This is a genomic window from Enterobacter cloacae complex sp. HYC074_NIDB, from assembly GCF_056673345.1.
Genome location: NZ_CP114214.1, coordinates 1,245,442 through 1,267,433 on the forward strand (window position 1 = coordinate 1,245,442; position 21,992 = coordinate 1,267,433).

Sequence of the window (21,992 nt, forward strand, 5' to 3'; positions counted from 1 at the left end):
GTTGTGTCCATATTACGCGGGTAGGATCAATTTACCAAAGACTGTCCCATCTGGTTCAACTCCGTCTACGTCTGGCGGAACTGGCGTTGGGGCTTGGCTTAGTGTGGGAGATTCTACTCTTCGATCTATGCTAGCAGCGCCAGGCGGAGACAAGTTGATTGGTAGCTCATGGGGTGGGGCTAGCGTTTGGGAAGATTACCCTTATAAAGGCAGCGTTAAGCCGTCGAAGGTTATTTACCCAACCATGACAAACAGTGCCATTCAGACAATACTGTCTGGTGGTGGGGAGATATATGTATCTGACGGAACATATGAAATAACCTCAACATCAGAGACATGGAAATTATCTCAAAATACAAGAGTGACATTTTCATCTGGCGCGTTGTTGAAGCCAACAGTTGATGGTGTCACTGTACTCCGCATGTCATCTTTAGATGTTTCTAGTCAGTTCATCAGGAACGCCAAGTGTTTTGGCCCAAGAATCGACATGACTGGTCGATCTGGATGTATCGGTATTCATTTTTACAACGCAAGGAATAACTCTGGAATATATTACCCATGGGTCGATATGGGGATTGGCACTAATAACACGGGAATAAAAGTTGAATTCATGTCATATGGCCTTACTATCAGAGACCCTGAAGTTCTCAATGGAGGGGTTGGAGGTAGAAGAATATTCATTTTAAATGGACCAAACGCCATCAACATTGAAAATCACAGAGGTTATTCCTCGGACCCGGCAAACAAATGTGATTATGGCATAGTTATATTCAACAGCACAGACGGCAGCACCAATGTAGATTTTGTTAACACATTCACCACTGCTGCTGTTTGCATAACAGGGGGCTTTAGTCAGAACACCAGTCTATATGGTATTAATGACAGTGCCGATGGAACCAATGTTTATGGGATGTATTTTGAAAGAAATGATGTAGCTGATATAAGCCTGAGCAGCGGGAGCAGGGACTTTTATTGTGTTGGCATTCAGCATAGCCACTCAGTAGGTGATTGCATGTACCGAGGTCGGGGATGTGTAGGCGCAGTTATACAATCACCTAGCAATGGACTAAGAACTCGATGGTTCGATTTTTCAGGTGCCAGTCAATGTTATGCTTACATTCCAAGAGCAAGGGCATTCCCTGCCGGAACACTGGTTCCTATTGGGAATACTGATGGTTTAGCTGTTGACCGTGGAGCTCAATCATTTTCTCAATATACTTCAACATCGCTTCCTATCGATGTCAGGCAGGGTTACGCGCTTTATTACCTTAATGTTACTTCTGGCATGAACATCACTGTTTCTGGAACGCCATATAACGGACAAAAGATAAACATGCTCGTTCGAGGATCAGAGATATCTTCATTGTCGTTTTCTGGCGTTCCAGTGGATGTTACTGGAGCAAATACAACCCAAACAAAAACCGCCTCATTCACTGCAACATACTGGACGGTTCTTGGGAAGTGGACGTTAACAATGCCTCAATGGACCGCCTCATCATGACCTATATCATGCATACGATTAAATATGAATAGGCCACCAATAGCCATGCTGACGTCAAACAAAAACATAACCCTTGTTCCGCTAGCATAAGCCGTAGGTGAAAATCCAATCATCAGAGCGGAAAGGACTCCGCATAACAGTACTACTGAAATCAATGTAGCATCCTTAGCGGTTTTTGAAGCCAACAGACATGTAACCAGTATCGATGATAACGACAAGAGGTTAATAAAATAAGTTATGTAAACAACTGGATATCGCCATGTTGCTGATGAAATATACTCCTCAAATCTTATTAATCTTGACAGCATAGTATCAGGATAAAATGACAGAATGAAAGATAATACTTTTAATGAAAGTATGGATATCATTGCAGCATTCACAAGGCAAAAATCGCTGCGCCTCAAGAGGAAAGCTATAGATAAAATGCTCACGATAAAGAAAAGAAAGTTGTCATTGAAATTTATTTGATTAGATATTCTATCAACACCAACTGCTAACTTATGGAAAACACTATAGTTATTGAAGTCTGGCATCCAGTTTGAGATTTCAGAATGCAAGCGAATAACATTGCCAGGAGCAGCCAGAACAATTATCCCGCCGCAAACTAAACATGCAAAGAATGTAAGATCATAGGCTGAAATACCATCAGATCTATATTTGATGGCAAGGAATGCCAACACCCCTATAAACGCGGTCACAGCAAATTGCTCATTGTTGCATGCTAAAAATATTAACAAGCAAGATAAGAGTTTCTTGATGCTTGATTGGTTTTTTTTCAGAAATATCAGGATTGAGTACATTCCAATTGAAATTGGTATTATGTAGTTATAAGCCCCGGTAATCCACAGTGTAGCTTGCCTGTTCGTATGGAAGTCTGACAACATAATCAACAATGCAGCACTAACTAATGATAATGAGACAACCCCATCTTTAGAGGAAAATTTAGCTATGCAGTAACTCATTAGAATGCAAGATAAGGCTATTATAATCTGTGGAAAATATAAAATGTTTATAGTTTTCATTAGAAATGCTTCAATGAAAACCCGACCACTCCATGTCATGTACCTAATTTTTAAAATATCAGGAAGAGAGTACTTTTCCAGGGCTGTTGAAAAGAAATGATCGTCGGTAATATCTTTATAAACGACAGAAATGAAAACGTACATGATGCACACTGATATGGTTATTAAAGACACCACATTTAAATTTTTCCTGTTAACTGCAAACATGTTTCATTCCTCTGATTGTTCCATCATTCTCTGTTATAACATAGATTTCATTTGATGGACTAAGACCGAAGATACTGAATCTCGAAGCTGATGAGTAACCAGTTAGATCGAATTTCTTCTTTTCAGCTTTAAAGTAAGAGGTTACATCAGGTCTATTCTCTCTTACAGTTTTAATTTTGTACAAGGTTCCCCCGTCATTTAAAACAACATAAGTATTACCCTTATACATTCCTTCATATTTGGTTGTGGGGTAAATCCATCCTTTAACATAAACAGAAGATTGCCCTAAATGACATTTTTCAACATTTCCTTTTACCTCACTCCATATAACATCATTCTCGCCATATTGTAGCTTTTCCGGTCTATTCCAAACTATAAATGTGATTGCTACAGATATAGCACTGAATAAACATAGCCCAGAAAATGTGAGGCTCAGGTGTTTTCTATTAAGCATTTTTTTTACCCCTCAGCACATATCTCGGTCTGCCCTTGACTTCTACGTATATCCTTCCTATGTATTCTCCTAGCACACCAATCCCGATCAGCTGAATGCCACCAAGGAAAAGAATAGACACAAGTAAAGATGGATAACCACGTACGGCATTACCGAACACCAACGTGTCGAAAATCATCCAGGCACCGTACAAGAACGCTGCGCCAGCAACAAACAGGCCGATGTAAGTCCACATGCGTAGAGGGAAGGTGGAAAAGCTTGTGATCCCTTCAAGGGCAAGGTTCCACAGTTTCCATCCATTGAATTTCGTGCTGCCAGCAACTCGCTCGGCTCTGGCATACTCGACCACATCAGTGCGCCCACCAACCCATGACAAGACACCTTTCATGAAAAGGTTACGCTCAGGTAACAGCTTAATGTTTTCTACAACCTCACGCGACATGAGCCGGAAGTCGCCAACGTTTTCCTCAATTTTCGGATTACTGATTTTATTGTGAAGCTTATAGAACCACTCTGCGGTCTTGCGTTTCAGGCGGCCATCGGTGGATCGGTCAGCGCGTTTAGCGAGCACCATATCTGCACCGTCCTGCCACTTTTCGATCAGGTGGGGAATGACTTCGATAGGGTCCTGCAAGTCTACGTCAATCGGGATAATTGCTTCACCGGTCGCGTGGTCAAGGCCGGCGAACAGAGCAGGCTCTTTACCGAAGTTCCTTGTGAATGACAGTGGAACAACCAACGGATCGGCAACAGCAAGCGCGTTAATAATTGATTCTGTCGCGTCTTTACTGCCGTCATTGATGAAGACTATCTCTACTTCATGCTGCTGAAGCCCTTCAAATTCCCGAACCGTTTTATAAAAAATAGGTATCGCGTCTTCTTCGTTAAAGACGGGAACGACCAGAGAAATTTTCATTTCGCATCCCTAAAGACAATGAACTTTGAATAAATAAAACCGCACACCAGACTGATGGCGGAAAAGAGAATGAGAGTCACGATCGGAGCCATACCGGACTTATCGGCAGCCCAACCAACAGCTGCGCTCAAGGATCCCATAAACCCTACATACAGCATGTAGCGCATCGTGGTTGTCGAAGACTTAAACGTGAACCTGGCGTTTGCAAAGAAGCTGAATGACACCGCCACAACGAACCCGGCGAAGTTACCAAGTGCCTGGCCTGTGTGAAACGCATATATGCAAATAGCGAACACAACCCAGTGAATGAGCGTGTTGATAACACCTATTGATGTGTACTTGGCGAATAACTTTAACATTATAGAAATCAGTGAATTCGGAAAGGTCTGAAGTTTAGCATCACTGTCCAACTTGATCGACTCTCATATTTGACGATACTGTATATAAATACAGTTGTTTTGGGAGGTTGCCATGGAGGCAAAAGCTCAGCGATTCAGGCTTGAAAAATTATGTGGGGTTAACCGCTACTCCTGCTTGGTTGAAACGTCAGGCGGTTATGCGCTTTTTCAGCCTGATCTTGTGCCATCCAACGGAACACGCGTGCTGGTAAATGCGTTCGGACAACTACAGTTCGCGGTCGTTATGGGCGGTTCGCTCATCACCGAAGACGGTGAATGCATAGAAGGTGATGCTTTAGATGAAATCGATGTCATGGGAGTTGTGACCTTTTTTATCAATGGCGCTGCGGCGTTCACAGACGACAATCCGGTGATGTGATGTTTGCCCTGGTCGATGTGAACTCATTTTATGCCAGTTGCGAGACGGTATTCAGACCAGACCTGCGTGGTCGGCCGGTGGTTGTTCTTTCGAATAATGACGGCTGCGTAATAGCGCGTAGCGCCGAAGCAAAGGCTGTCGGGATAGCGATGGGTGAGCCGTTCTTCAAGCAGAAGGAATTGTTCCGGCGCGCTGGTGTTGTTTGCTTCAGCAGCAACTACGAGCTCTATGCAGATATGTCCAGCCGGGTAATGACCACACTGGAAGAAATGAGCCCTCGCGTGGAAATTTACAGCATAGACGAAGCATTCTGCGATCTGACCGGCGTAAGAAACTGCCGGGACCTGACTGAGTTCGGGAAAGAGATCCGCGCGACTATTTTACAGCGGACACATCTCACAGTCGGCGTCGGCATAGCCCAGACCAAGACGCTGGCGAAGCTGGCTAACCATGCTGCGAAAAAATGGCAGCGGCAGACGGGCGGGGTGGTTGACCTCTCAAACGTCGACCGGCAGCGAAGGCTACTGGCGCTTGTTCCTGTGGAGGATGTCTGGGGCGTTGGCCGGCGCATCAGCAAGAAGCTGAACGCTATGGGCATTAAAACGGCGCTGGATCTCTCAGAACAGAGCACGTGGATTATCCGTAAGCACTTTAATGTGGTGCTGGAGCGAACGGTCCGGGAACTGCGCGGCGAGCCATGCCTGGATCTGGAGGAGTTCGCCCCGGTAAAGCAGGAAATTGTATGCAGCCGATCGTTTGGCGAACGTATTACTGACTATGAACACATGCGGCAGGCGATTTGCAGTTATGCGGCCCGTGGAGCTGAAAAGCTACGTGGTGAGCACCAGTACTGCCGTTTTATCTCCGCTTTCGTCAAGACATCACCTTTTGCCCTTAATGAGCCGTATTACGGAAACAGCGCATCGGTAAGGCTTCTCACGCCAACTCAGGACAGCAGAGACATCATCAACGCCGCGATAAAGTGTCTGGACAAAATCTGGAAGGACGGTCACCGGTACCAGAAAGCGGGTGTCATGCTGGGCGACTTCTTCAGCCAGGGCGTGGCCCAGCTAAACCTTTTCGACGACAGTGCACCTCGAGCTGGTAGCGAGAAGTTAATGGAAGTGCTGGATCACCTGAATGCAAAGGACGGAAAGGGCACGCTCTATTTTGCCGGGCAGGGTATACAGCAGCAGTGGCAGATGAAGCGTGAAATGCTGTCGCCTCGATACACTACGAGATTTTCAGATTTGCTTGTTGTCCGATAAAAGAGGTGCGCACCTGATAAATCTTACAATCGGATCGGTGGTGATTATGCTGATGAAGGCATTGGGCGTAAAGCGGCAAGTTGCGAAACTGGAAGGAGCTACGCAAAGTTGTGGGATTGGTAAATTACATAGCGATGCAAGGGGCATGGCTATGCATTCTCTGTGTCATAGATGTGTCATGCATGGATGTATCACAAGAAAACGAGAAAGCAGGTAACGACACGTAATGACACAAATGCGTAGCGAGCGCGGAAAAACCAATGATATTACAGTGCGTTAAATAGTACTCTACGTTCTTCTAAGCCGTAGGTCGTAGGTTCGAATCCTACAGGGCGTGCCATTTAAAAACAGTTGCTTACGCCAGTTTCAAGCCAGCCTGATTTTCTTCATGAAACACCCATCGCGAAAGTAGCGTTAACGCACATTTTTCACAGCACAATTGACTGTTATAACAGTATTTTTCTTACGCTGTGGCAATTTTGTTATTCCTCTACCATGCTCATATCACCTCACTCTCACTCGTGGGGCTTTTTGTAGTTGCTGATTAATCTCAAGGAAAAAGGTTATGAAAAAAACGACTGCTATTTTGATGGGCGCTGCATTTCTGTTTACCACCAATACCTTTGCGGCTGAACTGCTGACGAAAAACGAGTTTGAGAAAGTTGAGTCTCAGTATGAAAAAATCGGTACCGTGAGCACGGCTAACGAAGTCTCTGTCGACGATGCGAAAAAAGAGCTGGTCGAAAAGGCCGATAAAGAAGGTGCTGATGTACTGGTGCTGACTTCCGGTAATACAAACAACAAAATTCACGGCACCGCCGATATTTACAAGAAAAAATAATACCTTAGTAACCACCCCTGTTTCGGGGTGGTTGCGCGCCCTACCTCCCTCCCAACATTGTTTCTTGCCGCTTCTCGCTCAGAGAGGCCGTTTACACTTGATTACGAATACATAATGCGTATAGTTCTCATTTGCATTTCTTTTAATAACTTTTAAGGCCCGACAACGGGTCATTTTTGCGCGCACGTTAAGAGCTCATTATGAACAACACCACAATGCACAAAACGCTGCTGGCGATTGCCATCGGCGCGGTAACCCACTCCGCTTTTGCGGCGGATGAGAAAAAAGAGGACACCATCGTCGTCCAGTCCACGGCGGGGAGTGATTTCAAACCCGGCGGCGACCAGCTGGTGCCCGCCTTCCTTGACGGGCAGGTGGCGAACGGCGGGCGCATGGGTATGCTCGGTCAGCAAAACGCCATGGACGTGCCGTTCAATATCATCAGCTACACCTCGAAGCTGGTGGAAGATCAGCAGGCGAAAACCATTGCTGACGTGGTTGCCAACGACGCGGGCGTGCAATTTGTTCAGGGGTACGGCAACAGCGCGGAAACCTTCCGCATTCGCGGCCTGAAGTTTGACGGCGACGACATGACTTTTGGCGGATTGTCCGGCGTACTGCCGCGTCAGGTGGTGGATGCCCAGATGGTCGACCGCATCGAGATCTTCAAAGGGGCCAACTCCCTGATGAACGGTGCCGCAAGCTCGGGCGTGGGCGGGATGATCAACCTTGAGCCTAAACACGCGGGCGACACCCCGCAGGCGAAAGTGGGTGTGGACTACACCTCGGATTCCCAGATTGGCACCACGCTGGATGCGGGTCGTCGCTTTGGCGATAACGACCAGTTTGGCGCGCGGGTGAACCTTGTGCATCGTGAAGGCGAAACCGGCGTGCCGAACGACCGCCGCCGCACCACGCTGCTTTCTACTGGTCTGGATTACAAAGGCGACCGTTTCCGCACCTCGCTGGACCTGGGCTACCAGAAAAAAACCTTCCACGGCAGCCCAACCAGCGTCAACATCTCGGCGGTGGACTTTGTGCCTGAGCCGCCGAAGAACGATCGCAACTTCTCGCAGAAGTGGGCCTACAGCGATATCGAAAACGAGTTCGGGATGTGGCGCAGCGAGTATGACATCACCGATAGCTGGACGGCGTATACCGGTCTCGGCGCGCAGCACGCGCACGAAGAAGGGATCTACAGCGCGCCGAAGCTCCTCGATAAGAGCGGTAATGCGGTGGTCAGCCGTCTTGATACCAACCGCATCAGCGATTCTGTCAGCGGCATGGCGGGCATTCGCGGTAACTTCACTACCGGATTCGTCTCGCACAAGGTCAATGTTGGCTATTCGGCGATGACCAAAAACGAAAAGATCGCGTGGAAAATGTCGGCGACGAAGGATAATCCGACCACCAACATCTACCACAACACCGGCGTCGATATGCCGGACAGCTCCAACCTCAACGGCTCAGGCGGCAAATACAGCGATCCGCTGACCAGCGGGCGCACCCGCACGCAAGGCTGGCTGCTGAGTGATACCCTGGGCGTGCTGGATGACAAGCTGCTGTTCACCGCAGGCGCGCGCCATCAGAAGGTGGTGATTCGCGGGTACAACAAAATCACCGGTGCGGAAAACGACGCGGACGGTTTCGACGGCAGCCGCTGGATGCCCACCTACGGCGTAGTCTATAAACCGTGGGAGGAAATTTCCCTCTACGCCAACCACACCGAGGCGTTACAGCCCGGTGAAACCGCGCCTCGCTCAGCAAACAACTACGGCCAGAGCACCGGTATCGTTCACTCTAAGCAGAACGAAGTGGGCGTAAAGGCGGACTTTGGCCGCGTGGGCGGCTCCCTGGCGCTGTTTGAGATCAAAATGCCGTCGGCGATCCTTGACGACAGCGGTCACTATGGTCTGGATGCAGAACAGCGTAACCGCGGCGTGGAGCTGAACGTCTTCGGCGAGCCCATGCTCGGGATGCGTCTGAACGCCAGCGCCACCTGGTTGCAGGCCGAGCTGACCAAAACCAAAAACGGCGTCAATCAGGGCAACGATGCGATCGGTATTCCGAGCTTCTACGCCGTGCTGGGCGCAGAGTACGATATCAAGCCGATTGAAGGCCTGACGGCGACCGCGCGCGTTAACCACTCCGGCACGCAGTATGCCGATCTTGCGAACACCAAAAAGCTGGACAGCTACACCACGCTGGATCTGGGCATGCGCTATCGCTTCGCGGTAAACCACAATGAAAACCAGATGACCGTGCGGGCAGGTATCGACAACGTGACCAACGAGAACTATTGGTCAAGCGTGGACGATTCCGGTACTTACATTACTCAGGGCGAGCCGCGTACCTTTAAGGTCTCGGTTGGCTACGAGTTCTAAGCGTTCCACCTCGTTATCCGGGGCAGGGACGCCCCAATCCCTTCGTTGTCGTGTTATAAAATTGTAATAAAAGCTTCTTACACTGGTCGCCACAACCTTACCTCTTGGCCAATGACAGGAAGCCGCTATGGGCAGACCCCTCAAATCCGTATTTAAAAAAGAACATCGCGACGATATCAGTAACCGCAGCGCTAACCCGGTATTCTCCGAGGTTGCAGAAGTGTTCCTCTCGCGCCGCCGTTTTCTCCAGATGGGGGCCGTAGCGGGGGCTGCCGTATCATTCCCGTATCTGATCACACCCGAAAATGCCATTGCCGCGGTATCGAAGCCTTCCGCGCTGGCAAAAGCGGTTTCCCTGGGCTTTACCAGCATCGACGTCTCTACGGAAGACACGGTCAGGGTGCCGGAAGGTTATATCGCCCGCCCGTTCTATCGCTGGGGCGATCCGACGGGGATCAAAGACAACATGCCGGCCTTTAAGCCGGACGCCAGCAATACCACAGACGAACAGGCTGTGCAGGCGGGCATGCACCACGACGGCATGGCGTGGTTTAGCCTGCCGCAGGGGGCGCAAAACCCGGAGCATGGACTGCTGGCGCTGAACCATGAGTACATCGACAACGGAATGCTGTTTACCGACGGTGCGGCGAACTGGAGTCTCGACAAAGCCCGCAAGGGGCAGAACGCGATGGGCGTGTCGGTGGTGGAAGTGAAAAAAACGGGCAGCGGCTGGGAGGTGGTGCGTCCGTCTTCCTTCGCCCGGCGTATTACCGTCAATACGCCGATGCAGCTTACCGGCCCGGCGCGGCATCAGGATTTAATGAAAACCGCCGCCGACCCGCAGGGGGAACGCGTTCTGGGCACCATGCAGAACTGCGCCAACGGCCACACGCCGTGGGGCACCTATCTCACCTGCGAGGAGAACTGGTCGGACATTTTTGTCAAAAAAGCCGATCTCAACCCGCTGGAAAAACGCTACGGCATCAGCGACAGCGATGAATCGTACCGCTGGAACGAGGTGGATGAGCGGTTCAGCGTTGATAAAACCCCTAACGAACCCAACCGTTTCGGCTGGGTGGTGGAGATCGATCCCTACAACCCGACCTCCACCCCGCGCAAGCACACCGCGCTCGGCCGCTTCAAGCATGAGGGGGCCGCCGTCACGCTCGCCGCCGATAATCGCGTGGTGGTCTACATGGGGGACGACCAGAAGTTTGAGTACATCTATAAGTTTGTCTCCGACAAAAAATACGATCCCGCGAACCGGGAAGCCAATATGCAGCTGCTGACGTCCGGCACGCTGTACGTCGCCAGGTTCAACGAGGACGGCAGCGGCGACTGGCTGCCGCTGATCTTCGGGCAAAATGGCCTGGATAAAAGCAACGGTTTTGCAAGCCAGGGCGATCTGCTGATTAAAACCCGTCTGGCGGCCGACGTGGTGGGGGCGACGAAAATGGATCGCCCGGAGTGGATAGCCGTCGATCCGCACGCCAGCGGCAGCGTCTACTGTACGCTGACCAACAACAGCGATCGCGGTAAAGAGGGCAAGGCACCGGTCGACGCCGCTAACCCGCGTGCCAACAACTTGTTTGGGCACATCATGCACTGGCACGAAGAGGGTGCCGATCCTGCCGCCGCACGCTTTAAGTGGGATATTCTGGTCATGGCCGGGCGCACCGACGGCGACGATCCCAAAGCCAAAGGCTCGATGCAGGGCGCGGCATTTGGCAGCCCGGATGGGTTGTCGTTCGATCACCAGGGCGTGCTGTGGATCCAGACCGACGTCTCTTCCAGCACCATCAATAAGAAAGCCTACGAGGGGATGGGCAATAACCAGATGGTGGCCACCATTCCGGGCACCAACGAGTATCGCCGTTTCCTGACCGGGCCGCGCGGGTGCGAAATCACCGGCATTGCGTTTACGCCGGACAACCGCACGCTGTTTATCAACATTCAGCATCCGGGGGAGGGCGGGGATGATATTACCGACCCGGCCAATCCGCGCGCTGTTTCCAACTGGCCAGACGCCAGCCCGAACGGGCGTCCGCGATCGTCAACGGTGGTGATTACCAAAGCGGACGGCGGGATCATCGGGTCGTGACGTTTATCCGCCGGGCGCATGCGCTGGCCCGGCGTTAAGCTTGCTACCACCAGCATGAAGTGTTAAAACGTGCCCCTTCTAAAAAAGAGACAGGGGTAGGGCGTGAAAGACGCGTCATCCGCTTCAGGCCATGGTAGCGCTGAAGCTTCGTCGGATCAGAGTCCGACGCTGCAACGTGGTTTGCAAAATCGACATATTCAGTTAATTGCCCTTGGCGGCGCAATCGGTACCGGGCTCTTTCTCGGCATCGGCCCCGCTATTCAGATGGCCGGTCCGGCGGTGCTGCTGGGTTACGGTATCGCCGGGATTATCGCCTTCCTGATCATGCGCCAGCTCGGCGAGATGGTCGTTGAAGAGCCGGTGTCCGGCTCCTTCGCACACTTTGCCTATAAATACTGGGGGCCGTTCGCAGGTTTCCTCTCCGGCTGGAACTACTGGGTGATGTTCGTGCTGGTCGGGATGGCCGAGCTGACCGCCGCCGGCATCTATATGCAGTACTGGCTCCCGGACGTGCCAACGTGGATTTGGGCCGCGGCCTTCTTCATCATCATTAACGCCGTTAACCTTGTGAACGTCCGCCTGTATGGCGAGACCGAGTTCTGGTTCGCGCTGATCAAGGTGCTGGCGATTATCGGCATGATCGGCTTTGGCCTGTGGCTGCTGTTCTCCGGCCACGGCGGCGAGCGCGCCACGATCGATAACCTGTGGCAGCACGGCGGCTTCCTGGCGACTGGATGGAAAGGGCTGATCCTCTCGCTGGCGGTCATTATGTTCTCCTTCGGCGGGCTGGAGCTGATTGGCATCACCGCGGCTGAAGCGCGCGATCCGCACAAAAGCATTCCGAAAGCGGTCAACCAGGTGGTGTACCGTATCCTGCTGTTTTACATCGGCTCGCTGGTGGTGCTGCTGGCGCTCTACCCGTGGGTGGAAGTGAAATCTGACAGTAGCCCGTTCGTGATGATCTTCCACAATTTGAACAGCAACGTGGTCGCTTCGGCGCTGAACTTCGTCATTCTTGTGGCGTCGCTGTCGGTCTACAACAGCGGGGTTTACTCCAACAGCCGCATGCTGTTTGGCCTCTCCGTACAGGGCAACGCGCCGAAGTTCCTCACTCGCGTCAGCCGTCGCGGCGTGCCGGTCAACTCGCTGTTCCTTTCTGGCGCTATCACCTCGCTGGTGGTGCTGATCAACTATCTGCTGCCGAAAGAGGCATTTGGCCTGCTGATGGCGCTGGTTGTCGCCACGCTGCTGCTTAACTGGATCATGATCTGCCTGGCGCACCTGCGCTTCCGCGCGGCGATGCGCCGCAAGGGGCGCGAGACGCAGTTTAAAGCGCTGCTCTATCCGGCGGGGAACTACCTCTGTATCGCCTTCCTCGGCCTGATTCTGGTGCTGATGTGCACCATGGATGAGATGCGCCTGTCAGCGATGCTGCTGCCGGTGTGGGTGGTGTTCCTGTTTATTGCATTTAAGCTCTCGCGCAAAAAGTAGCGCGGTTTTCTCCCTCGCCCTGTGGGAGAGGGACGGGGTGAGGGCACCAGACCGCACCAAACCAGACCGCACCACACTGCCTGCCTTCACGCCCGGTGGCGCTGCGCTTACCGGGCCTACAAAGTATCACTCCACCTTTATCGTGACCCCCCTCCCAATTCCGTTTCGATCCACAGGATCTTTATTTTGTAATCGATTACTTTTTATCTGAACTGTTTTGTAATCGATTACTTTTTCCGGGTGAGGCTTATCATGGTGTCAACTGAGAGTAGTGAAAAGGCGATAACGCAACACCGGCTGCTGGTGCCGCGTCTGTCGCTGATGATGTTTCTGCAATTTTTTATCTGGGGTAGCTGGTCGGTCACGCTTGGCCTGGTGATGACCCGGCACAACATGTCTTTGCTGATTGGCGACGCGTTCTCTGCCGGGCCCATCGCTTCCATTCTTTCGCCGTTCGTGCTCGGGATGCTGGTGGACCGCTTCTTCGCCTCGCAGAAGGTGATGGCGGTGATGCACCTCGCGGGCGCGGTGATCCTCTGGTTCGTGCCGGGGGCGCTGATTGCTGAGAATGGCGCGCTGCTGATTGGCCTGCTGTTTGGCTACACGCTCTGCTATATGCCGACACTGGCGCTGACCAACAACATTGCGTTTCACAGCCTGGCGAACGTGGATAAAACCTTCCCGGTAGTGCGCGTGTTCGGCACCATCGGCTGGATCGCGGCGGGCATTTTCATCGGCGTCACCGGCGTGGCGTCCAGCGTCACCATCTTCCAGGTGGCGGCGGTCAGCTCCGTGCTGCTGGCGCTTTACAGCCTGACGCTGCCGCACACGCCAGCGCCGGCAAAAGGCCTGCCGGTTAAGGTGCGGGATCTCTTCTGCGCGGACGCCTTCGCGCTGCTTAAAACCCGCCACTTCTTCGTCTTCTCCGTCTGCGCTATGCTGATCTCTGTCCCGCTCGGCACCTATTACGCCTACACCGCCTCGTATCTGGCGGATGCCGGCATTGCCGACGTCAGCACCGCCATGTCCTTCGGGCAGATGTCTGAGATCGTCTTCATGTTGGTCATTCCTCTGCTGTTCCGCCGCCTGGGCGTGAAAGTCATGCTGCTGATCGGCATGCTGGCGTGGTTCGTGCGTTATGCCATGTTCGCGTTGGGCGTCAGCGAAGAGGGGCGCATTCTGCTGTACCTCGGCATTCTGCTGCACGGCGTCTGCTACGATTTCTTCTTTGTCGTCGGCTTTATCTATACCGACCGCGTGGCGGGCGAAAAGGTCAAAGGCCAGGCGCAGAGCATGATCGTGATGTTCACCTACGGCATCGGCATGCTGCTCGGCTCTCAGATTTCCGGCGCGCTCTACAACCGCCTGGTGGCAGGACAGACCGTGCCGCAGGCGTGGGTCACATTCTGGTGGATCCCGGCGGTGGCTGCCGCGGCGATCGCGCTGATTTTCCTTCTCACGTTTAAGTATGACGATGACAAGGCGTAACGTTCAGGAGGTGGTATGAGGACAATGAAAGGACCGGGCATTTTTCTGTCGCAGTTTATTGGCGCAGAAGCGCCGTTTAATTCGCTCGACGGGCTTGCTGAATGGGCGGCAGGTAAAGGTTATAAGGCGGTGCAGATCCCCTGCAACCATCCGCACATCTTTGACGTCGAGAAAGCCGCAGAGAGCCAGGCCTACTGCGACGACATCACCGCCAGGCTGGCCGCACACGGGCTGGTTATCAGCGAGCTGTCGACCCATCTGGAAGGGCAGCTCGTGGCGGTGAATCCGGTTTACAGCGAGGCGTTTGACCACTTCGCACCCGCCGCCGTGCGCGGTAACGAGGCGGCGCGCCGGGCGTGGGCGACGGAAAAGCTGAAGCAGGCGGCGGTCGCTTCGGCCAGATTAGGGCTGAAGGCGCACGCGACCTTCTCCGGCTCGCTGGCGTGGCCGTTTTTCTATCCGTGGCCGCCGCATAACGAGCAGCGTTTTCAGGAAGCGTTCGAGGAGCTGGCAACCCGCTGGCGGCCAATACTGGATACCTTTGGCGAGCAGGGGGTGGACGTCTGCTTTGAGCTGCATCCCGGGGAAGATCTGCACGACGGCGTGACCTTCGAGCGTTTTCTGGCGCTGGTGGATAACCATCCGCGCTGCAACATTCTCTACGACCCGAGCCACATGCTGCTTCAGCAGATGGACTATCTGGCCTTTATCGATATCTTCCATGCGCGCATTAAAGCGTTCCACGTCAAGGACGCGGAGTTCCGCCCCAGCGGGCGCAGCGGCGTCTACGGCGGCTACCAGCCGTGGATCAACCGCGCCGGACGCTTTCGCTCGCCCGGCGACGGGCAAATCGACTTTAAGGGCATCTTCAGCAAGCTGACCCAGTACGACTACGACGGCTGGGCGGTGCTGGAGTGGGAGTGTTGCCTGAAGGATGGCGATACCGGCGCGAGTGAGGGCAGCGAATTTATCCGCCGCCACATTATTCCCGTTTCCGGACGGGCGTTTGATGATTTCGCCGCAGGGGGCAGCCATGATTAACGTCGGGATTATCGGCAGCGGGTTTATTGGCCCGGCACACATCGAGGCGCTCAGGCGTCTCGGGTTTGTGCAGGTGGTCGCGCTCTGCGACGGTTCGCTCGTTAAGGCGCAGGAAAAGGCGCGCCAGCTAAATGTCCCGCATGCTTACGCCAGCGTGGAAGAACTGCTCGCGCACCCCAATCTGCATGCGGTGCACAACTGCACGCCGAACTACCTGCACGCGGAGATTAACCGCCAGATCCTGCGCGCGGGCAAGCACGTGTTTTCCGAAAAGCCGCTGTGCATGACGCCGGACGAGGCGCGCGAGCTGGTGGCGCTGGCAGAGCAGGCGGGCGTGGTGCATGGCGTGAGCTTTGTCTATCGTCAGTTTGCGATGGTGCGCCAGGCGGCGAGCATGATGCGCGCGGGCACCCTCGGGCGGCTGTTCGCCTCGCACGGCAGCTATTTGCAGGACTGGATGCTGCTGGAAACCGACTACAACTGGCGGGTGGATGCCGCGCTCGGCGGCGCGTCGCGGGCGGTGGCGGATATCGGTTCCCACTGGTGCGATACGGTACAGTATGTGACAGGCAGGCGCATTACCGAGGTGATGGCTGATTTATCCATCGTCTGGCCGAGGCGCAAGGCCAGCGCGGGTGGTTATCAGACCTTCTCCCATGACGAGCAGGCGGAGTATGAAGTCAAACCGGTCACCACCGAAGATTTTGGCTCGGTGCTGTTCCGCTTTGACGACGGCAGCAAGGGCAGCTTTAGCGTCTCGCAGGTGAGCGCGGGGCGAAAAAACCGCCTGACCTTTGAAATTAACAGCAGCGAGCAGTCGGTGGCGTGGGATCAGGAAATCCCGCAGCAGCTGTGGATCGGCCATCGCGCCCGGGCAAACCAGACGCTCACCGACGATCCAGGCCTGATGAACCCTGACGTGGCCGACAGCGCCCACTTCCCCGGCGGACATATCGAAGGCTGGCCGGATGCCTTTAAAAATATGATGGCGCAGTTTTACCGTGCCGTGCAGGCGGGCGCGATGCCGGATAATCCGCAGTTTGCCACCTTTTACGATGGCGCCAGTGTGATGTATATCATTGATGCAATTGTGAAAAGTCATCAGCAGCAGCGCTGGGTGCGCGTGGAATACTGACGCATTGCCCGGTTCGCCGGGCAATCAATTTATGGTAGCCTGCACAAAACGCTAACCGCAGGATGTATCGTCGCTATGTCAATTCAGAAAATCGCTCAACTGGCCGGGGTATCCGTGGCAACGGTCTCCCGCGTACTGAATAACAGCGATACCGTAAAGGCGAAAAACCGCGAGCGCGTTTTGCAGGCGATCCAGGAGAGTAACTACCAGCCCAATCTGCTGGCGCGTCAGCTGCGCACTGCCCGCAGCTATATGATCCTGGTGATGGTCTCGAACATCGCCAACCCGTTCTGCGCCGAAGTGGTGAAGGGTATCGAAGCCGAGGCGGAAAAGAACGGCTATCGCATTCTGCTGTGCAACTCCGGCTCGGATATTGAGCGCTCCCGCTCGGGCTTAAGCCTGCTCTCCGGCAAAATCGTCGACGGCATTATCACCATGGACGCCTTCTCGAAGCTGCCGGAACTTGCCGCGCTGATTGGTTCTGCACCGTGGGTGCAGTGCGCCGAATATGCCGATGCGGGCGCGGTCTCCTGCGTCGGCATCAATGATGTGGACGCTTCACAGCATGCCGTCAGCCAGCTGGCCGACGGCGGCCGCAAGCGTATCGCGATGATCAACCACGATCTCAGCTACAAATATGCCCGCCTGCGCGAACGCGGCTATAAGAGCGTCATACACCTGCGGGATCTGGACTATCAGGCGGTGGAGTACGCCAGTGAGCTCAGCTCCGGGGCGGGCATGGCGGCGATGCAAAACCTGCTAAAAGCAAACCCGCCGGATGCGGTGTTTGCCGTTTCCGATACGCTGGCGGCGGGGGCGCTGCGCGCCATTCAGCAGGCAGGGCTGCGGGTGCCAGAAGATATCGCGGTGGTCGGCTTTGACGGCACCGAGCTGGCGGAGATGGTTTCTCTCACCACCATTGAACAACCGTCGCGGGATATCGGGCGCAAGGCAGTCAATTTGCTGTTAAATAAGATCGACAACCCGGATGCGCCCACGGAGAGGGTGATGATGGACTGGCGCTTTATTTCCCGCGCCAGCACCTGATTATCTGGCGATGACGCCAGCCAGCGAGCGAATATCGTTTCCGGTTGGCGACTGGTGAATACGCAGACCAAATTCATCCACCACCGCGAAAATATGGTCGAAGATGTCGGCCTGAATTTCCTCATATTCCGCCCAGACCACCGTGTTGGTGAAGGCGTATATTTCAATCGGCAGCCCGTTGGCATCCGGCGCGAGCTGGCGCACCATCAGCGTCATATCTTTACGAATACGCGGGTGGTTACGCAGATATTCATTCAGGTAGGCACGGAAGGTGCCGATATTGGTCATCTTGCGCAGGTTTAATACCGATTCCCCTTCACCGTTCTGCTGATTCCACAGGTTAATTTCCTCATGGCGTGCGGCCAAATAAGGCTTCAGGAGTTTCGCCTGAATCAGTTTTTGCTGCTCCTGCTCGTCGAGGAAATGAATGCTGGTGGTATCGATATTCAGGCTGCGCTTGATGCGGCGACCACCGGAGGCGGACATGCCGCTCCAGTTGATGAACGCATCGGACACCAGCGCCCAGGTCGGGATGGTGGTGATGGTGTTATCGAAGTTGCGCACTTTAACGGTGGTCAGGCCGATGTCGGTCACCGTGCCGTTGGCGCCGTATTTCGGCATCTCCAGCCAGTCGCCGAGCTTGAGCATGTCGTTGGCGGAGAGCTGAATACCGGCCACCAGGCCGAGTATCGGGTCTTTAAAGACCAGCATCAGAACGGCAGCCATCGCACCCAGGCCGCTTATCAGAATGGCGGGTGACTGACCGATCAGCAGGGAGATAATTAGTATCCCCACCAGAATGGCGCTCACCAGCTTGATGCCCTGGAATATCCCCTTCAGCGGCAGCTGTGACGCGGTGGCCATTTTCTGCGACAGATTGAAAATCACGTCCAGCAACGAGAAGAAGGAGAGCAGGGCATAAACCATCACCCACAATTTCGCGCAGGTGGTAAGTAATTCCGCCGCTTCGCTGCCTTTTTGCAGCCACAGAACCGCCTGAACGTTGACGATTATCCCCTGGAGGGTAAACGCCAGACGGTGAAATAACTTGTTCTGCGTAATGATTTGCAACCATAAATGGCTGCTGGCCTGGGCGCGTTTCTCGAATGCGCGCAGCACCACTTTGTGCAGAATAAAATGAACGATAATGGCCGTAAGAAAAATAATACCAAAGATAATCACTAAAGAGGTGGTGTGATTAATTTCAATCCCTAACTCTTCAACCTGAGCAATTAATTCCTGCATAACGTCTCCTGTATTGATGCAGCCCCATAATGGCGGCTGCGGATCTATTATGCAAATTCAGGCAGTTTTATTTTGTCGCCGGACAGGCCTTGACGACCGGTAAACACAGACGATGGCGCATACGCAGCGTGACCAGCGCCAGCACCACCATCATGGCCGTTTCCACCATCAGGAAGACATTGACCGCCTGGGTGTAATCTCCGTGATGATTTTGCAGCCCGTGCAGCAAAATCGCGCCGAAAATGGCCGGGCCAAGCCCCAGCGCAGCCTGTTGCAGCGTGCTTAAAATCGCGCTCGCGGCCCCCGCGTCGTCAGGCTGAATATCACGCATCCCGATACGGTAGAAGCTGTTTACAATCAGCGCCTGCCCGTAACCCACCAGCCCGGTGGCCGGGGCCAGCGTCAGCGCGGTATTCTGCATTCCCCAGTGACGGAACGTGGCGATCAACGCCACCAGACCGACAAGCTGAATCGCAAGTCCGGTCAGCAGGATGGCGCTGGTGCTGTAGCGGGCAATCAGGCGTGGGGCGAACCAGGCAGAAATAAAATAGGTGACGCCAAGCGCGATAAAGCTGTTCCCGGACTGCCACGGCGCCATCCCCAGACCGCTTTGCATGGTCAGCGCCATACAGAACATGAACCCGGACCAGACGCTGAAAAAGAGTATCCCGATTAGCACGCCAAAGCGGATGCTGCGCAGCTGCAACAGGCGCGGCGCGATGAGCGGGTGGGCATTCTCACGCTCTTTTTTGCGCGCGTTCAGCACCATTACACAGACCAGCGGCACAATCGCCAGCAGTGCGGCCTTCAGCGGCCACGACCAGTGCCACTGCGGGCCGAGCGCCATCGGGAACAGCAGACAGCACAGTATTGCCGTCAGCAGGACAGTCCCGGTCCAGTCAATGCGCGACGGCGTGTCGCGGCGGGTTTCCGGCACGTAGCGACGGCTCAGCGCCATCACCACCAGACAAATCGGCACGTTGATAAAGAAGGCGTTGCGCCAGCCAAGCCCGGCGATGTCCGCCGACACCAGCCAGCCGCCACCCATCTGGCCGACGATAAACGCAATTCCGCCGATACCGCCGAACAGACTGATCGCTCTGGCGTGTGCCGTTCCTTTTAACGTCACATGCAACGTCGCGAGAATTTGCGGCATGATCAGCGCGGCGCCCGCACCCTGAATAATGCGCGCGCCAAGCAACTGTTCGATATTGCCCGCCATGCCGCACAGCAGTGAGGCCAGGCCAAAACACGCCACGCCCCACATAAACAGGCGACGGCGGCCAAGGTTATCGCCCAGCTTGCTGCCGGGTGCCAGGCAGACGGCAAAGGCCACGCCGTAGAGGGCGACGATCAGCTCCAGTTCAGTGGCGGTGGCGTGTAATGAATGGGTGATGGAATCCAGCGCCACGTTGGTGATTGAGGTATCAATCAGCGGCAGCATCTGGCCGGTTAACAGCAATATCAGGCCCGCACGACCCGGTGAAACAACTGACGTATTCATGGTGACTCCATTGCGTCAAACAGCGTAGAGTCGTAGCATCAACCATCTGATAAACGGGTACCAGTTCTTACTTATACTGGTACTGACACTACCATGCAGGAGATGTTATGGCGCTGATGTCTGAACCTGTCACCTCTCTCCAGGATGACACCCGCAAGCAGCTGGGCGCGTTTTTGCGTGCCCGGCGCGAAAGCCTCGATCCGCAGCGCCTCGGCTTACCGCGCAGCGGCCGCCGCCGCACGCCGGGCCTGCGCCGGGAAGAGGTGGCGATGCTCGCGGATGTCGGCGTGACCTGGTACACCTGGCTGGAACAGGGCCGGGACGTCAATCCGTCCAGCGCGGTGATGGCCGCCATCGCAAAAGCGCTGCAATGCACCCCGACCGAAGCCCGGCATCTTTTTGTGCTTGCCGGTTTGCCGCCGGGCGAAGCCCCGCAGGCGGTGTGCTGTGAGGGGATCAGCGAAGGCACGCGTCGCCTGCTGGATACCCTGATGCCGAAACCCGCCAGCATTCAGAAACCGAACTTTGATATCGTGGCGTGGAACGACAGCTTCGGACACCTGATGGGTGTCGATTTCAACGCTATCCCGCCGGAAGATCGCAACTGTATTTACCTGTTCCTCACCCATCCGGCGTGGCGCGCGCGGCTCGGCAAACGTGACGACGTGCTGCCGATTTTCGTCTCCTACTTCCGCGCGGCAATGGCTGAGCACCGTGGCGACCCGCTCTGGGAAGCGAAGCTGGCGCGTTTTTTTGCGGTGTCCGAAGAGTTCAAAACCCTGTGGCACCAGCGTAACGACGTGCGCGGCGTGGAGAACCAGCTCAAGCTGTTCACCCATCCCGAGCTGGGGGATTTTCATCTCCAGCAGATGTACTGGTACTCCGCCCCGCGAAACGGATCGCGGCTGCTGGTCTATTTACCCGTGGATGAGGCAGGGGAGAGGGCGATGGCGTGGCTGGCGGAGCAGGGGATATAAATTTTTTGCGAGGGGCTTTCAGGGAATCAACGCTGCTCCGGTCCTGCCTGGAATAAGCTGGTAAGGTGAATCACGAAAGGCAAAATTAGCCTTTAATGCAAATTGCCTTACATGCTAATATTATCAGGGATGAAATACAGTGTTCAGACTTATCGTTCATGCGGCAGTCAGAGAGGAGATCCTCTCATTGCCTGCGGATGTTTATCAAGAAGACGCAAAAAACGCCCTCTGCTGAACTCCGTCTGGCACTGAAACGACAACAGGAGATGTTGGATGAGCAAGAAGATTATTGACTGGGATGAACTCAGAGCTGAACTGTTAAGCGATTCAGAAATTCAGGCTTCCTTTGATGCAGAAGAGCGCAAGGAGCGTCTGCGGGAGATGCTGGCGCAATGGCGCAATCATGCTGGTCTGACGCGCGCCCAGGTGGCGGAGCGGATGGGCGTCAGCGCACCGACGGTATCACGAATGGAAGCAAATATTACCCGGGCGAGTCTCGATACATTAACGCGTTATGCGCTGGTGTGCGGGGTAAAGCATCCGCAGATAACGCTTTACTGAAAACGGGCACGCCGATAGCCGGCGTGCCAGAA

Annotated in this window: 19 protein-coding genes and 2 pseudogenes; 15 read left to right on the forward strand and 6 right to left on the reverse strand. The window is 54.3% G+C overall.

Translation table 11 applies throughout. The features are described 5' to 3' along the window. Window position 1: 1 nt before the first annotated feature. Window positions 2–70 (forward strand): annotated as a pseudogene (locus O1724_RS06155) (hypothetical protein); the annotation flags it as partial. 174 nt (window positions 71–244) lie between these two features. Beyond that, window positions 245–1,501, forward strand: a complete 1,257-nt coding sequence (locus O1724_RS06160; RefSeq protein WP_253117568.1) for a hypothetical protein — start codon at window positions 245–247, stop codon at window positions 1,499–1,501. On the opposite strand, the gene O1724_RS06165 is transcribed toward O1724_RS06160, so the two are convergent. The 4 genes from O1724_RS06165 to O1724_RS06180 are packed head-to-tail and all read right to left on the reverse strand — an operon-like array spanning window position 1,480 to window position 4,459. Continuing rightward, window positions 1,480–2,730 carry a DUF6056 family protein gene (locus O1724_RS06165; RefSeq protein ID WP_096947215.1) on the reverse strand — a complete coding sequence of 417 codons (1,251 nt, stop codon included), beginning with the start codon at window positions 2,728–2,730 and terminating at the stop codon, window positions 1,480–1,482. The genes O1724_RS06160 and O1724_RS06165 overlap by 22 nt on opposite strands. Next, the gene (locus O1724_RS06170; RefSeq protein ID WP_126297192.1) at window positions 2,717–3,184 is read right to left on the reverse strand and encodes a hypothetical protein; all 468 of its coding nucleotides are present in this window, start codon (window positions 3,182–3,184) and stop codon (window positions 2,717–2,719) included. The genes O1724_RS06165 and O1724_RS06170 overlap by 14 nt, the downstream gene beginning before the upstream one ends. Next, on the reverse strand, window positions 3,177–4,100 hold the full coding sequence (locus O1724_RS06175) for a glycosyltransferase family 2 protein (protein ID WP_096947216.1): 924 nt from the start codon (window positions 4,098–4,100) through the stop codon (window positions 3,177–3,179). Before O1724_RS06175 ends, O1724_RS06170 begins: the two co-directional genes overlap by 8 nt. Beyond that, window positions 4,097–4,459 (reverse strand): GtrA family protein, encoded by a 363-nt coding sequence (locus tag O1724_RS06180; RefSeq protein WP_032648602.1) that lies wholly within the window; start codon window positions 4,457–4,459, stop codon window positions 4,097–4,099. Before O1724_RS06180 ends, O1724_RS06175 begins: the two co-directional genes overlap by 4 nt. 112 nt (window positions 4,460–4,571) lie before the next feature. Between O1724_RS06180 and O1724_RS06185 the strand changes: the two genes are divergently transcribed. The 10 genes from O1724_RS06185 (at window position 4,572) to O1724_RS06230 (ending at window position 17,673) form a co-directional block, all read left to right on the forward strand. Beyond that, window positions 4,572–4,877, forward strand: coding sequence for a hypothetical protein (locus O1724_RS06185; protein ID WP_126297191.1), 306 nt, complete (start codon window positions 4,572–4,574; stop codon window positions 4,875–4,877). Continuing rightward, window positions 4,877–6,145, forward strand: coding sequence for a Y-family DNA polymerase (locus tag O1724_RS06190; protein ID WP_126297190.1), 1,269 nt, complete (start codon window positions 4,877–4,879; stop codon window positions 6,143–6,145). Before O1724_RS06185 ends, O1724_RS06190 begins: the two co-directional genes overlap by 1 nt. A 565-nt stretch (window positions 6,146–6,710) precedes the next feature. Beyond that, entirely contained in the window at window positions 6,711–6,986 is a 276-nt protein-coding gene (gene yahO / locus O1724_RS06195; RefSeq protein ID WP_003858898.1) for a DUF1471 family periplasmic protein YahO, read from the forward strand. 200 nt (window positions 6,987–7,186) lie between these two features. Further along, the gene (locus O1724_RS06200) at window positions 7,187–9,370 is read left to right on the forward strand and encodes a TonB-dependent receptor (protein ID WP_126297189.1); all 2,184 of its coding nucleotides are present in this window, start codon (window positions 7,187–7,189) and stop codon (window positions 9,368–9,370) included. Window positions 9,371–9,497: 127 nt separating this feature from the next. Then, window positions 9,498–11,471: a PhoX family protein gene (locus tag O1724_RS06205; protein ID WP_126297188.1), complete on the forward strand. Its 1,974-nt coding sequence runs from the start codon at window positions 9,498–9,500 to the stop codon at window positions 11,469–11,471. A 102-nt stretch (window positions 11,472–11,573) separates the two neighbouring features. Next, window positions 11,574–12,962 (forward strand): phenylalanine transporter, encoded by a 1,389-nt coding sequence (pheP, locus tag O1724_RS06210; protein ID WP_023324264.1) that lies wholly within the window; start codon window positions 11,574–11,576, stop codon window positions 12,960–12,962. A 252-nt stretch (window positions 12,963–13,214) separates the two neighbouring features. Next, window positions 13,215–14,450, forward strand: a complete 1,236-nt coding sequence (locus tag O1724_RS06215) for an MFS transporter (protein ID WP_045343166.1) — start codon at window positions 13,215–13,217, stop codon at window positions 14,448–14,450. A 15-nt stretch (window positions 14,451–14,465) separates the two neighbouring features. Next, the gene (locus O1724_RS06220) at window positions 14,466–15,491 is read left to right on the forward strand and encodes a sugar phosphate isomerase/epimerase family protein (protein ID WP_032608769.1); all 1,026 of its coding nucleotides are present in this window, start codon (window positions 14,466–14,468) and stop codon (window positions 15,489–15,491) included. Next, window positions 15,484–16,626, forward strand: a complete 1,143-nt coding sequence (locus O1724_RS06225; protein WP_126297186.1) for a Gfo/Idh/MocA family protein — start codon at window positions 15,484–15,486, stop codon at window positions 16,624–16,626. Before O1724_RS06220 ends, O1724_RS06225 begins: the two co-directional genes overlap by 8 nt. A gap of 75 nt (window positions 16,627–16,701) precedes the next feature. Further along, window positions 16,702–17,673 carry a LacI family DNA-binding transcriptional regulator gene (locus tag O1724_RS06230; RefSeq protein ID WP_003858889.1) on the forward strand — a complete coding sequence of 324 codons (972 nt, stop codon included), beginning with the start codon at window positions 16,702–16,704 and terminating at the stop codon, window positions 17,671–17,673. Here the strand turns inward: O1724_RS06230 and O1724_RS06235 are convergent, their stop codons facing one another. Next, window positions 17,674–18,918 carry a mechanosensitive ion channel family protein gene (locus O1724_RS06235; RefSeq protein ID WP_003858888.1) on the reverse strand — a complete coding sequence of 415 codons (1,245 nt, stop codon included), beginning with the start codon at window positions 18,916–18,918 and terminating at the stop codon, window positions 17,674–17,676. 67 nt (window positions 18,919–18,985) lie between these two features. Then, on the reverse strand, window positions 18,986–20,422 hold the full coding sequence (locus O1724_RS06240; RefSeq protein WP_414540019.1) for an MFS transporter: 1,437 nt from the start codon (window positions 20,420–20,422) through the stop codon (window positions 18,986–18,988). Window positions 20,423–20,529: 107 nt separating this feature from the next. On the opposite strand from O1724_RS06240, the gene O1724_RS06245 reads away from it, so the two are divergent. The 3 genes and pseudogenes from O1724_RS06245 (at window position 20,530) to O1724_RS06255 (ending at window position 21,960) form a co-directional block, all read left to right on the forward strand. Then, complete coding sequence (locus O1724_RS06245) at window positions 20,530–21,399, forward strand: helix-turn-helix transcriptional regulator (RefSeq protein ID WP_003858886.1); 870 nt, start codon at window positions 20,530–20,532, stop codon at window positions 21,397–21,399. A 191-nt stretch (window positions 21,400–21,590) separates the two neighbouring features. After that, window positions 21,591–21,692: pseudogene (locus O1724_RS06250) on the forward strand (type II toxin-antitoxin system RelE/ParE family toxin); the annotation flags it as partial. Further along, window positions 21,673–21,960: a helix-turn-helix domain-containing protein gene (locus O1724_RS06255; protein ID WP_003858885.1), complete on the forward strand. Its 288-nt coding sequence runs from the start codon at window positions 21,673–21,675 to the stop codon at window positions 21,958–21,960. The pseudogene O1724_RS06250 and the gene O1724_RS06255, both read left to right, overlap by 20 nt. Window positions 21,961–21,992 lie beyond the last annotated feature (32 nt).